This window comes from Mesobacillus maritimus, from assembly GCF_019749255.1.
GTDB classification, from domain to species: Bacteria; Bacillota; Bacilli; order Bacillales; family Cytobacillaceae; genus Mesobacillus_B; species Mesobacillus_B maritimus_A.
The window spans coordinates 57,901-70,951 of the sequence record NZ_JACWFH010000024.1; the positions used below are offsets into that span (position 1 = coordinate 57,901).

General features: G+C 38.2%; 14 protein-coding genes. 11 read left to right on the top strand and 3 right to left on the bottom strand.

The window, feature by feature from the left end:
* The first annotated feature begins 72 nt into the window (after positions 1-72).
* Both H0185_RS17015 and H0185_RS17020 read left to right on the top strand, forming a co-directional pair.
* Positions 73-3,279: a DEAD/DEAH box helicase gene (locus tag H0185_RS17015; protein ID WP_221874701.1), complete on the top strand. Its 3,207-nt coding sequence runs from the start codon at positions 73-75 to the stop codon at positions 3,277-3,279.
* A gap of 128 nt (positions 3,280-3,407) precedes the next feature.
* Positions 3,408-3,782, top strand: coding sequence for a nucleotide excision repair endonuclease (locus H0185_RS17020; RefSeq protein WP_221874702.1), 375 nt, complete (start codon positions 3,408-3,410; stop codon positions 3,780-3,782).
* Between the two features lie 137 nt (positions 3,783-3,919).
* On the opposite strand, the gene H0185_RS17025 is transcribed toward H0185_RS17020, so the two are convergent.
* Positions 3,920-4,465: a GNAT family N-acetyltransferase gene (locus tag H0185_RS17025; RefSeq protein WP_221874703.1), complete on the bottom strand. Its 546-nt coding sequence runs from the start codon at positions 4,463-4,465 to the stop codon at positions 3,920-3,922.
* Between the two features lie 254 nt (positions 4,466-4,719).
* On the opposite strand from H0185_RS17025, the gene H0185_RS17030 reads away from it, so the two are divergent.
* From H0185_RS17030 to H0185_RS17060, 7 genes are all read left to right on the top strand, one after another.
* Positions 4,720-6,102 carry an MFS transporter gene (locus H0185_RS17030; RefSeq protein WP_221874704.1) on the top strand — a complete coding sequence of 461 codons (1,383 nt, stop codon included), beginning with the start codon at positions 4,720-4,722 and terminating at the stop codon, positions 6,100-6,102.
* Positions 6,103-6,348: 246 nt separating this feature from the next.
* Positions 6,349-6,744 (top strand): transcriptional regulator SpxA, encoded by a 396-nt coding sequence (spxA, locus tag H0185_RS17035; RefSeq protein WP_221874705.1) that lies wholly within the window; start codon positions 6,349-6,351, stop codon positions 6,742-6,744.
* Positions 6,745-6,864: 120 nt separating this feature from the next.
* The gene (locus tag H0185_RS17040) at positions 6,865-7,278 is read left to right on the top strand and encodes an RrF2 family transcriptional regulator (RefSeq protein ID WP_221874706.1); all 414 of its coding nucleotides are present in this window, start codon (positions 6,865-6,867) and stop codon (positions 7,276-7,278) included.
* A gap of 96 nt (positions 7,279-7,374) precedes the next feature.
* Positions 7,375-7,713 (top strand): IDEAL domain-containing protein, encoded by a 339-nt coding sequence (locus H0185_RS17045; RefSeq protein WP_221874707.1) that lies wholly within the window; start codon positions 7,375-7,377, stop codon positions 7,711-7,713.
* A gap of 185 nt (positions 7,714-7,898) precedes the next feature.
* Positions 7,899-8,081 carry a hypothetical protein gene (locus H0185_RS17050; RefSeq protein ID WP_221874708.1) on the top strand — a complete coding sequence of 61 codons (183 nt, stop codon included), beginning with the start codon at positions 7,899-7,901 and terminating at the stop codon, positions 8,079-8,081.
* A 97-nt stretch (positions 8,082-8,178) separates the two neighbouring features.
* Positions 8,179-8,523 (top strand): hypothetical protein, encoded by a 345-nt coding sequence (locus H0185_RS17055; protein ID WP_246629262.1) that lies wholly within the window; start codon positions 8,179-8,181, stop codon positions 8,521-8,523.
* A 368-nt stretch (positions 8,524-8,891) separates the two neighbouring features.
* Positions 8,892-9,632, top strand: coding sequence for a DUF2161 domain-containing phosphodiesterase (locus H0185_RS17060; protein ID WP_221874709.1), 741 nt, complete (start codon positions 8,892-8,894; stop codon positions 9,630-9,632).
* A 243-nt stretch (positions 9,633-9,875) separates the two neighbouring features.
* On the opposite strand, the gene H0185_RS17065 is transcribed toward H0185_RS17060, so the two are convergent.
* The gene (locus H0185_RS17065) at positions 9,876-10,658 is read right to left on the bottom strand and encodes a TPM domain-containing protein (protein WP_221874710.1); all 783 of its coding nucleotides are present in this window, start codon (positions 10,656-10,658) and stop codon (positions 9,876-9,878) included.
* Positions 10,658-11,233 carry a LemA family protein gene (locus H0185_RS17070; RefSeq protein WP_221874711.1) on the bottom strand — a complete coding sequence of 192 codons (576 nt, stop codon included), beginning with the start codon at positions 11,231-11,233 and terminating at the stop codon, positions 10,658-10,660. Before H0185_RS17070 ends, H0185_RS17065 begins: the two co-directional genes overlap by 1 nt.
* Positions 11,234-11,462: 229 nt before the next feature.
* Here H0185_RS17070 and H0185_RS17075 point away from each other — a divergent pair, with 229 nt between their 5' ends.
* Both H0185_RS17075 and pnuC read left to right on the top strand, forming a co-directional pair.
* A complete protein-coding gene (locus H0185_RS17075; RefSeq protein WP_221874712.1) occupies positions 11,463-12,254 on the top strand; it encodes an NUDIX domain-containing protein in 792 nt (263 codons plus the stop codon).
* Between the two features lie 97 nt (positions 12,255-12,351).
* Positions 12,352-13,050 carry a nicotinamide riboside transporter PnuC gene (pnuC, locus tag H0185_RS17080; protein WP_221874713.1) on the top strand — a complete coding sequence of 233 codons (699 nt, stop codon included), beginning with the start codon at positions 12,352-12,354 and terminating at the stop codon, positions 13,048-13,050.
* Position 13,051: the final 1 nt, after the last annotated feature.

The window sequence follows — 13,051 nt, forward strand, 5'->3', positions numbered from 1 at the left end:
TCGGTAATGAGCAATATAGGCAGGTCATTTATAAAGAGCATGAAGCGTTTTCCGATGGAAGGAGCGAGACTTTTGAACATAAAACTAAATCATAAAAGGATAAAAGAAAAGTGTGGGACCGTCTCCTTCAAAAGAGGGGACGCTTTTTATCGTGGAAAACATGTGTCATTTGAGGAAAACAGTTCAACCTGCTGTAAAGCGACAGTTAAAGGGGCTGAAGACTTTCATGTCATAATTGAGAAGCAGAAGGATGGAAGTCTCCAAACATCCTGTAGCTGTCCAAAACTATCGTCTTATCAAAAGGATTGCCAGCATATCGCAGCTGTTTTAATCGCAATTTACGAGCAGCGTAAAGAAATCTCTAGTGAAAGTTTACAAAAAGTTGATTCTAACATAGAACCTGAATTATCTGATAGCTTTCTTACTTTATTTGACGATCAACCAAAGCAAAAGAGTGTTCATCAGCTTCATTTTGAAAACAGAGAGATTCTTGCAGTCCAGTTTACTTGTACGCCTGTGACAGATGTAAATGGCCAAACCATGATGGGGATTTCCCTCAATATTGGTGAAAGCACTGTAAAACAATTGCGCTCATTTCTAATGAACGTCGCAGAGGGGAAGCCAGAAAATATAAACAGTTCATTTTTGTATGACCCCACCCAACATTGTTTTTTAAAAGAGCATGATGCCATCCTACAGAAGTTGATACAAGTGATACAGGATAATAAGGTCATAGCAGAGTATGAAGTGAATATATCGAACGTGGAAGATGAAATTCTACTCTTACCGCCTTCAGCATGGAATCAGACGGTTCCTTTTCTAAGAAAAGCTCCTTTTGTCAAATTAGAATATGATGGCAAAACAGTTGACGGATTGCAGCTCGGAAATGGACCACTGCCGTTAGAATTTGCTGTTGAAAAGACAGAGAGTGGTCGTTTTGTTTTAAGAATCAATGGTCTAACCAGTATCGTTATGTTGAAATTGTATCATTCTGTTCTTGGTGATGGAAAATTATTTGAGTTGAATAGGGATGACTTTCACAGACTTGCGGAACTAACCCAGATGATTGATGCTTCCGGAAGGAACCACATCCCACTTGCTAAAAATCAACTTGGTTTTTTTATTGAAAAGGTTGTTCCAGGTTTAAGAAAGATAGGAGCTGTACATATTCCTATTGAGCTGACGAAAGAGTTTATGCAGACACCGCTCGTTGCAAAGCTTTACCTTGACCGTGTGAATAATCGGCTGCTAGCGGGGCTGGAGTTTCATTATGAAAGGATTGTGTTTAACCCTTTAGATGAACGGGAGGTTCGTGCGGCAACCATTCTAATCCGAGATGAGGAAAAGGAGAATCAGATCCTTACAATGATGGAGGAGAGCTCGTTTGCTAGAACGGAAAGTGGTTATTTCTTGCATAATGATCAGCTAGAATACGAGTTTTTATCTCATGTTGTTCCAAAACTTCAAAAACTAGTACAAATTTACGCTACCACAGCTGTGAGAAATCGGATATTTCGCGGAACTGCTATTCCGAAAATTAGCGTGAAAATAAAAAAAGAAAGAACCAATTGGCTTGAATTTAAATTCAAGATGGAAGGCTTTCCTGAAGATGATATTCGGGAAATTCTCCAAGCTTTAGAGGAAAAACGAAAGTATTACCGCTTACGGAATGGCTCACTCCTTTCGTTGGAGACAAAAGAATTTCAAGAAATTGAACGCTTTCTTAAGGCTCTTCCCGTTCAAATGGAAGATTACGAAAATGAATTTAATGTACCTATCGTCCGGGGACTTCAGCTATTGGACTCAATAGAGGGAAGTGGTGCCTTCGATTATGAGGAATCTTTCCGTCAGTTCCTTGATCTCATTCACCATCCAGAACGAATGGAGTTCGAGGTGCCTAGTAAATTGGTTTCGGTTCTTAGAGATTATCAAGTACATGGTTTCAAATGGATGAAAACACTTGCTAGTTATAACTTTGGAGGAATTCTCGCCGATGATATGGGGCTAGGCAAAACCGTGCAAGCCATTGCCTTTATTGTTTCTGTGGTTGAAGAAATTCGGGTGAAGAAGCTGCCAGTGTTGATTGTTTGCCCTTCATCGTTAACATATAACTGGTTAAGTGAATGTATGAATTTTGCTCCAGAGTTGCAGGCCATTGTAATAGATGGGACTCAACAAGAGCGGGCTGAACTTCAGAAGGAAATGAACGAAGTAGACGTTGTGATAACCTCCTATCCGTTATTGCGAAAAGATTTACTCTGGTATGAAAAGCAATCCTTTCATACAGTATTTTTTGATGAAGCGCAAGCTTTTAAAAACCCGCTAACCCAAACGGCACGTGCGGTCAAGAAAATTCAAGCCAAGCATCGGTTTGCGCTTACAGGTACACCTGTTGAAAATTCACTTGAGGAGCTTTGGTCAATCTTTCATGTTGTTTTTCCTGAGCTTTTTCAAGGATTAAGAGAGTACAGTTTTCTTTCAAGAGCGACGATTTCGCGGAGGATAGGTCCGTTTATGCTTCGCCGTGTGAAAGAGGATGTTCTTTCGGAGCTTCCTGAAAAGATTGAGTTCATGGCATCTGCAGAGCTATTGCCAGAACAGAAAAAGCTTTATGCTGCCTATTTAGCAAAACTTCGCCACGACACCTTAAAACATTTAGACAAGGATACACTACGTAAAAATAAAATAAGAATCCTTGCAGGATTGACAAGGCTTCGGCAAATTTGTTGTCATCCTGCTTTGTTTATTGATGGTTATAAGGGAAGCTCAGCGAAGTTTGAACAGTTGATGCAAATCGTTGAGGAATCAAAGCTTTCTGGACGGCGCGTATTAATTTTTTCTCAGTTTACGAAGATGCTTGAGTTAATTGGCCGTGAATTAGCGATTCGTGGCATGCCATTTTACTATCTTGATGGACAAACACCGTCTGAAGAACGAGTGAACATTTGTAATCAATTCAATGCTGGTGGCCGTGACTTTTTCCTGATTTCCTTAAAAGCAGGGGGAACAGGCCTTAATCTGACGGGTGCTGATACTGTTATTCTTTATGATCTATGGTGGAATCCTGCAGTGGAGGAGCAAGCAGCAGACCGAGCCCATCGAATGGGGCAGGCTAATACCGTACAGGTTATTAAATTAGTATCACAAGGAACAATAGAAGAGAAAATGAATGAACTACAAGAGAAGAAGCGGCATATGATTGATGAGATTATAGGTTCACAAGAAAAAGCTAGCTCAACTCTTAGTGAAGAAGATATTCGCGATATCTTAAATTTATAGAGCATTACACTAGCGTAAGCTTCTAAATCAGTAGTTTAAATTAAAAATATTGTGGGAAAATAAAATGATTATATGATTCATTCAATTATTATGCTACTATGTAACTTACCAAAGGATGTGAAAAAACAGTGATTAAAATTGAAATTCCAACACCAGATTTAACAATTACTGAAAGACAACAACAACGAACAGAAGATCAACCAGAAATTAAGCCAATTTATGGTTTCATCGATTTTCATTTAATCCCACGAGATAAGGGTGGCATTTTCTTATTTTACAATATAAATGATGAGCTTCTTTTTGTTGGTAAAGCACGTAAGCTTCGCCAAAGAATTAAAAAGCATTTTGAAGATAATGTTTCACCAATTAAATCTCATCGTGATGAAGTGTATAAGATTGAGGTATGCATCGTAGATGATCCGATGGATCGAGAAATTTATGAGACGTATATCATTAATAAACTTCATGCGAAGTATAATGTAGATAAAGTATTCTTTCGTTAAGAAGAAAAAGAAGAAGCCAGTCCTCAATGATTTGTAGTTGAGGAGGCTTCTTTTTTTTGATTCGAGAGATTTTCTCAAGTTTTAAGGCTGGTAGATATGGTATAAGGGATCAGCCACTGAGCATAAGTTAGAGATTGTTATCCTTGCTTCCACTCCGTTCTGAGTAATGAAAAAACGCAGGCGTCGTGACTTTGGTTGTTTTGATAAAGGTAGCTTCTAAGGGTACCTTCTTTCTTAAAACCTAATCTCTGTAATAAGTGAATGGAAGTTTCGTTCTGCGGGTATGTGACCGCACCCATTCGGAACAAATTTAACTCCTCAAAGGAATACCGCAAGACTTCCTTAACGGCTTCAGTGGTAATTCCTTTATTCCAATATAAAGGATGCAATTCATACCCAATTTCAGCCTTTTTACTCCATAAATTAAGGTTATTTAATCCAATAGTTCCAATAAAGGTCTCCGTTTCTTTTAATATGATTGCCCATCGTATTCCTTTGTTGCTTTCAAACGTAGATTGCATGGACGTTATGATTCTTTCGGCATCCTCAATCGTATTCAGGCTGCCCATTCCGTAATATTTTGTCACTTCATCTCGAGACATAATGTCATAGTAGCTTTCGGTATGATTGTTTGAAATTTGGACCAAATTTAGCCGCTCTGTTTTTAATACCGGAAATTCCATAGCTTATTCGCCCTTTCACAATGTGTTCTTTATTCGTAGGAACTATGAGTTTACTTTTCGATATGAAGAAGGAAAATTCCTTTCATTGGAATGTTTTTAAAGCTCTTGCTCATCTCAGCAGGAGAGCTTTAAAAAGTGCTAAAACTTAGGTTGCAGAATTGGATACAGGGTGTCATAAAGGAAATGACTGGATTTACGTGTTTTACCAGTTTATGATAGTAATAACGAAAAAAACGTTTGAGAGGGGGAGTGTAATGGGAACGTTTGCTGAACAACTTAGTAGGAATGAGGCTTCTTTAACAAAAGCAGAAAAAAAGAAAATTATCTTCTTAAGTTGTTCTGTATTATTGTTTTCGGTCATGAATGGAACGATGTTTATGATTGCCGTTCCGGACATCGCGAGATCCTTTGCTCTCTTGCCTTCGCAGGTTAGCTGGGTTGTAACAGGATACATCATTATTTATGCGATTGGTGCACTAATGTATGGAAAATTAGCCGATATCTATCCGTTGAAAACGTTATTAACGATTGGACTTAGCTTGTTTGCGACGGGTTCAATAGTAGGTTTCTTTGCACCAAACTATGTATTTGTCATTCTTGCACGGCTCATACAAGCATCTGGGGCTTCATCCATAGTTGCCCTTGTTTTTATCGTCCCCTCTAGGTATTTTCCAGAAGAAAGAGGGAGGATATTAGGGATTGTTTCTAGTACAATGGCGTTTGCTTCAGGAATTGGGCCCGTCATAGGTGGGTTTGTTGCAGGCGCGCTAAACTGGCAATATTTATTTTTAATTTCGGCAACAGTATTGATTACGATTCCGTTTTTTCGGATGTGGATGCCGAAAGAAGAAAAGAAGGAAGGAAAAGTGGATGTTCTTGGTGCGGTTCTCGTCGCTTTTGCAGCCGCCTCGCTTATCCTTTTTATTACGACGTTTACCGGGTGGTTCATCCTAAGTGGGATTTTCTTTTTTAGCTTATTTGCGTGGAGAATTTTTACAAGTGAATATCCTTTTATTCATCCAGACTTGTTTCGAAACGTCCCTTTTAGAACAACCATTTTCTCTGGCTTTCTGGCAATTGTAACTATGTTTGGTCTGATGTTTATGCTACCTTTGATGCTAAGTGAAATCAATGGCCTCTCAACGCTTTTTATTGGACTGACATTGTTTCCTGGTGCTATGGCTGCGGCTTTTATGGGAAAATGGGCGGGGATATTAACGGACCACCGTGGCAGTAGGCAAGTCGTCTTTTTAGCTTTTCTGCTAATGATTATGGGATTTGTTTTACTATCCACCTTCAATGGTTCATCTCATTGGATAATTGGCCTGGTTGTGATCTTTAGTTATATCGCCTTTCCGTTTATCCAAACAGCTACAGCGGAAATCATCTCAACTGTACTTCCTCGAAAGGAAATCGGGGTAGGAATGGGAATATATAACCTATTCAATTTTATGGCCGGCGCCTTTGGCAGTGCGATTATTGGAAGAATATTAGATTATGAGAGTACAATTGTTCTTAATCCTTTTTCAAATGCACAAGGAAATGCGATTATCTATAGCAATGTCTTTGTAGGTCTAATTGTCCTAACCATACTAAATGGATGTTATTTTTATTTTTCTTTTAAAAATAATGAGTAGATCTTAAGGTGAAAAAGCAAGGGAGATGGTACGCATCCCTTGCTTAACTTGAGCATTAATTTCTTAATCACAATCAATATTCCCTCTTGACTAATTAAACTGTAGCATTTAAAGTTACAGTATCCCATTCATTCTATATCGTCTAACTAAAAGACGATAAAAGTGAATTGGGACTGGAATTTTGAGGATTTTACACTAACACACTAGTTCGATTATATTATTGCGAACTGAGGGAGAGATTAATAAATGGTAACACTATTTACTACATCAAGTTGTACGTCTTGTCGGAAAGCAAAGGCTTGGCTTGAGGAAAATAATATTGATTACATTGAGAGAGATATCTTAGCAGAGCCCCTCACAAAAGAAGAAATAAAATCAATCCTTTTAATGACAGAAGATGGAACAGATGAAATTATCTCAACGAAATCAAAGACGTTTCAAGAGTTGAATTTAAATATTGAATCTCTGCCACTACATGAGCTCTATTCAGTGATTATAAAAAATCCTAAAATGTTAAGAAGACCAATTATTCTCGATGAAAAAAGATTGCAGGTAGGATATAACGAAGAAGAAATCCGTAGCTTTTTACCAAGGAAGCTTCGTACATTCCGGATGCTGGAAATCCAAGATGTGGCGACATAAAAATCACTAGTAAGCCACTATGCTTGACTAACTAATCTGTAATGTTTATTATCACAGTACAATCACATATCTAGGTTATGACGTTGATTATATTTGCAACATTAAATTAGGAGGCAGGCTATGAACAGTGATTTTACTCTTGCCATTCACAGTTTAACGCTTCTTGCTCTCCAACCTGATCGGATGGCAACAAGTGATATCATCTCAGAAAGTGCCGGAGTCCACCCAGTGCGTATTCGTAAAGTATTAAGCTTATTAAAAAAACATGGGTTTATTAAAACAAAAGAGGGAACCGGTGGGGGATTTATTTTTGCTTCTGAATTAAGTGAAGTAAATCTTTGGGATATTTATAAAATTACATCTGAAGGTGCGCTTCAGCCTAAATGTCCTGACTCAAACGAGAAATGTATTGTGGGTGCAAATATGCAAAAGGTCTTGTTTTCTATTTTCTTAGGTGCTGAAGAACATTTGGGCGAATACTTAAAAAATTATACAATTAAGGAAGTTGTTCATCATATTAACTTGGAAAAATAGTAATGGTTAGTTTTGAATATTTTTCCTTAATTTAAATGTAATGAAAATAGTTACAGTTAACCAAACCAAAAAAAATAATAAAAGTAGGTGACATACATGGGGACTAGTAACCATTCTATTCTAAATGTTGGCGATTGGGTGAAAGGCGAAACACGTGAAGGAGAATTGATCATCGGGTATGTTGAATCCTTTACGCTTATTGAGGAAGTGGTCAACATAAAGGTAGTGACCAGTGATAATCCAGAAGTTGTTGGCAAAACAGTTCAGTTAGTAACGAAGCATGTGAAAATTCTACCAAATTCACAGGTAACCAATAAAGAACAAGTTCGCTTTTTAATAGACCTTGCTTTATCTACTGGAGACGAGGACTGGTTCCTTGAGCTTTCTGCAAAACTAAAAGCAATGAATCAACTGGTAGAGGGAGCCACTCGCTAAGAGAATCTCCTATACAAATAGATAAAAATCAGTCCTATATTTAGGACTGATTTTTTTGTCTATTTTCCTGTGCAATTCTAGGCAGAGTAAAACAATATAAAACCAACTTTATGTTGATAACTATTATGAATAGGGTTGTTGATACATAAACTTTTAAAAACAATGTGGAGAGGGCGTAGATAGGGATGAAGGAAGAAACTGGAGTGGAAAAGACCATGCAGAAGAACGTGACGAATAATCATAATCAGATAAAAGTGAATAATGCTTTTAAACTTACAATTAATATCGGGGATTCTTTGAATCTATTAGGCTTACTATTAGGGATTTTCTTGCTTCGAAAATTATTTAGTAAAAACAAGAATCAATAAACTTTGTTCCTGTCTAGTAGCCTCTGTTTGTAATTAGTGTGAATAAATATGGGAATACTAATTATATGCCAAAACAGAAAATTAGTAAGGAGGATCCATGATGCCGCGAAAGCCAGCACAAACGAACGAAGAGAGTGACCTTGAAATAGAAGAAAAAGAACCTAAGGCCAAAGAAAAGGCATCTAGTAATGACAATAAGGATGAAATCGAAAACTTAAATCGGATGTTGGCTGCTGTATTACTCTATCTTTCTGATGATGAAGTGGAAGAAATTGATATTGAGTTCCTTCTTGATAACACAGAAGGTCTTCGTGACTGGTGGGAGCAATACCGAGAACGGAATAAAAAAAAGGTGGAGGAAGAAATAAAAAAGTCCCTCGGGAACTTGTCACTAAGTGAACTCGAGACAATCCTTGAACAAATCAAGGATAAGAAAGAATAAGCTTTTTTTCGTTATGAGAGGTACATTCCTTAGTTAGATATGAATACCTCATGCATTCCAATAAACTTGGGAATGCTTTTTGTGTTTGGGGATAATAATTGGAGGGTTGTTGTCGAAAATCATTCGAATAGGGGAGAAAATGCGCTGGGACAAGGATTAAGGAGGGGCTTTTCGACATGATAGTAGAAGATAGGACAAAGATATCGACTGATATCGATGTGCTATCATAGTGAAGCACTCATATAGAATGTATTATTAAGGTGGATTCAGATAGATTTGTTGTATAGTTATAATAAATAATATAAATAAATGGCTCATGGGAGAAAATGGCACGAGTCACAACTAGATTCAAAGAGTGGTGCAAATCTATGAACGAAAAGAAAAAGCTACAAGAAGTAGACTTATATAAACCAATTCAAAAGTATTTTGTTCGTGAAGGCTTTGAGGTTTACGGAGAAGTGAAGGATTGTGACATAGCTGCAGTGAAAGAAGATGAATTGGTAATTATTGAATTAAAACTCACGTTAAGTGTTGACCTGCTCATCCAAGCAGCAAAACGACAAAAGCTGTCGGATCAAGTTTATATAGGAATTCCAAGACCAAAGGGAAGGTTAAACTCAAAGCAATGGACCGATAAATGTCATCTAGTGAAAAGGTTGGAGTTAGGCTTGATTGTGGTTTCATTTTCAGGGAATCGTGCTAGGGCCGAAATCCTTTTTCATCCAACTTCCATGAATCGACCGCAAATCAAGGCGCAGAACAAACGGAAACGCATAGCTTTAATGAAAGAAATTGAAGGTCGTAGTTCTGATTTTAATATTGGTGGGAGCAGCCGGACCAAAATTATGACTGCCTATAAAGAAAATTGTATACAGATTGCTTGTTACCTTGAAAAGTTTGGTCCACTTTCTCCGAAAGCGCTGGTCGAAATGGGAACCGGGATGAAAACATCCTCTATTCTTACGAAGAATTATTATGAGTGGTTTGACCGCATTAAACGTGGTACCTATGTAATCAGTGAGAAGGGGTATGAAGAGATAAAGGAGTATCCTGAATTGAAAGAGTATTATTTAAAGCAACTAACTGAGAAAATGAAACAGAACGAATAGTAATTGATGAACTGCCTCGTCAAAACGAACATCAGGCCTTCTCAAGTGCCCAAACTGTAGAGGAAATAAAGCTACGGTAAAATTAGCAGGCGTCTCGATGCCCAAACTGTAGAGGAAAAGGAAAGAACGGTAAAATAGAAGGTTTCTCAATGCTTAATTCTTCTAATCAAGAACATATAATTAAATAGATTTAGGATTAAGCGAACCACAGCTCACCGGATAGTTAAGCTGTGGTTATCATTTTTACCAGCCTCGGCTAGCGCCCCCACCCCCTGAGGATCCGCCACCACCGCCGCTTGGACCACCACCACCACCTCTGCCCCCTCGGGACAAAATGGAGAGGAGAATGTGAGTAAGGAACCCTCCAAAAAATTTAAAATCTAAGAACACGACAACCACAATAAGTGGAATGAGTAACCATAGTGGGATGCCTAAACCTTCGTCTCCAGTAGAAGGTTGTATTGGCGGCTGACCAGTTTGCAGTTGACCGCCATTCTCCACTCCATACTCCACCAACACTTCATTTGCGAGCACTTTATAAGTCTCGATAATTGCATGGTTCGGTTGATTGTTACGTAATAGTGGGATGGTCAAACTATCTAGAATTCGACCGACTTTTCCATCTGGTAAAGCGCCTTCTAGACCGTAGCCAACTTCAATTCTTAAGGGTCTTTGGTTCATACCTGGTGATGCATTCATGCCTATCACCATCAAAACTCCATTATCTTCCTGGGCACTACCAATCCCATATTGTCGAAAGGCTTCATTTGCGAATTCCTCAATGGTTGTATCACCAATGGACTCCACTGTTAGGACAGCAATCTGAGCGGTTGTCTGATCCTCAAGACTCCTTCCCATCCTTCTTATTTCCATTTCTTCTTGTTCGGTTAAGACACCAGCAAAATCCTGAATATAAATATCTCCGATTGGAGCAGGAATTTCTGGACCTTCAGCAAATGAATTTCCCCCAAAAAGGAAAAGGGTGTTAAACACCAGAAATATGCTGAGGATCCGAACCCTATTCATTAGTCGTTGCCTCCAAAGTCAACATCGGGTGCTTTTTGTGCACCAGGGTCTGCTTCGAAATATTCCTTTTCATCAAAACCGGTAATATTGGCAACAAGAACTCCAGGAAAACTCTTCACTTTACGGTTGTATTCTGAAACCTGGTCATTATAATCTTTACGAGCAACAGAGATTCGATTTTCAGTTCCAGCTAATTCATCCATTAGTTGGGTAAATTGCTGGTCTGCTTTTAATTCTGGGTAATTTTCAACGACAACAAGCAAACGACTTAAAGCCCCTGATAATTCTGCGTTTGCTGTTGCTTCTTCTTCAGGAGATTGTGCACCAGCAAGCCTTGAGCGAGCATCGGCAATCGCTGTCAGAACTTCCTCTTCATGTTTAGCATATCCCTTTACTGTGTTCACTAGGTTAGGAATGAGATCAAGTCGTCTTTGCAACTGATTTTCGATTTGGGCATAAGACTTGTCAACATTCTCTTCTAAACCGACAAAGTTATTATAGCTTGGAACAAACATCAGCAACAAACCAATTAGAATTGCTGCAATAATTCCAAGTCCCAGATAGCTTTTCTTCATCTCAACACGCTCCTCTCTTCGTTATTATGTATCATTTGGGAAAAGTTATTGATTTATAAGTAGGAAAATCACGAAACGACAATGATTTAAGGATGACCTAAAGGAGAAGATGAGCCTAATTTATATTCTGGGAAGGCTATTTAGTAAATAGCCTCTTGAATATTTAGCAATAGTAGCTTATAATCAGTTTATAATTAACAAATTGCAAATTAAAGTGCAGGTGTTTAGAATGGCAAAATACGAATCAGAAGAAGAAGTGTTAAACCACTACAATCCAAAGAAATATACGACTCCCGATGGATACACTAGTGATATTGCTGTTTTTACCATTGAGTTAACCTATCATGAAAACCATAAACCCCCTGAAGCCAGCTTAAAGCTCATGTTGATTCAACGAGCAGAAACTGACCGTGAAGGAGAGCCCAATATTGAAGGTGGGAAATGGGCGTTGCCAGGTGGGTTCGTTCGACCAGATGAAACGGCCTATGCAGCAGCGGTCCGAGAACTACATGAGGAGGCGAGTGTGCGGAACATCCATCTAAAGCACTTCAATGTCTATGATCAGCCAGGTCGCGATAAACGAGGCTGGATCATCTCAAATGCCTTTTATGCAATTGCGACTGAGGAGTATTTAACAGAGAGAAAAGCCGCCGATGATGCTCAAAATGTAGAACTATTCACGCGAGAGGAAATTGAGAACATAGATTTAGCTTTTGACCACCAGAAAATCATTGCTGACGCGTTTGAGGTTATAAAGAGAGATATATTACAAACGACCGTTGCCAAAGAATTTTTGCCTGAAGAGTTTACGCTTTCTGAATTGAGAAGTTTACTACTGCTTGTAAGTGATGACCCAGGTGTTACTAATGAGTCAGCTTTTGTTCGAGACGCGCCGAAGTATCCTTTTCTAGAAGTAGCTACAGATTATAAAGGCGATATTAAAACGACGACGAGAACAGCAAAACGTTCAACGCGTATGTTTCGTTTTAAAGGGTCTGAACCAACAGTTTCAATCTATTAAAATTTTTTTGAGTACTATAATTAACAATTTGCAATTTATTAATTAAAAGTCGGTTAGTTGGCCTCTACCAGCAAACTGAATATTGGAGGGGAAAAAAATGAACATGTTAAAAGATTGGACGATGTTTGAAAAGGTCTGGATTGCAGTTTTTGCCGCAACGAATGTTTATTTATTTTTTGCTTGGCAGGATTCCCTATTGGGTCTCGTTACTTCAATTACTGGCATGTTTTGTGTTGTATTAGCAGCAAAAGGCAGAATTTCGACTTATTACTTTGGAATTATCCAAACGGCAACGTATGCTTATATTTCTTACGGTTACGGTTTATATGGAGAAACGATGCTGAATGCTTTGTTTTATTTTCCTGTTCAATTCATTGGGATTTATCTGTGGAATAAACATAAATCCCATAGAATGAATGGCAAAGGTGCAGAGGTAGAAATGAAAGGCTTAACTAGACGTGGCTGGTTGTACGTGACCATTTCCTTCACTCTAGTGTTTGTTTTTTACTCATTTCTTTTAAAAGGAATTGGGGGATCTAGTATTTGGATTGATTCTGCTACTACGATTTTATCGATTGTGGCACAAGTGCTAATGCTTCAAAGATATAAGGAGCAATGGTTGTTCTGGATTCTTGTAAATGTATTATCAATTCTTTTATGGCTTACCACATTAATCACACAAGGAGGGAATGATGTATTAATGCTGGTGATGTGGTCTGCATTTCTTATTAATAGCATTTATGGATATATCAACTGGACAAAAGTTTATAAAAAACAAATCGGAAGGGCGGCGTAAA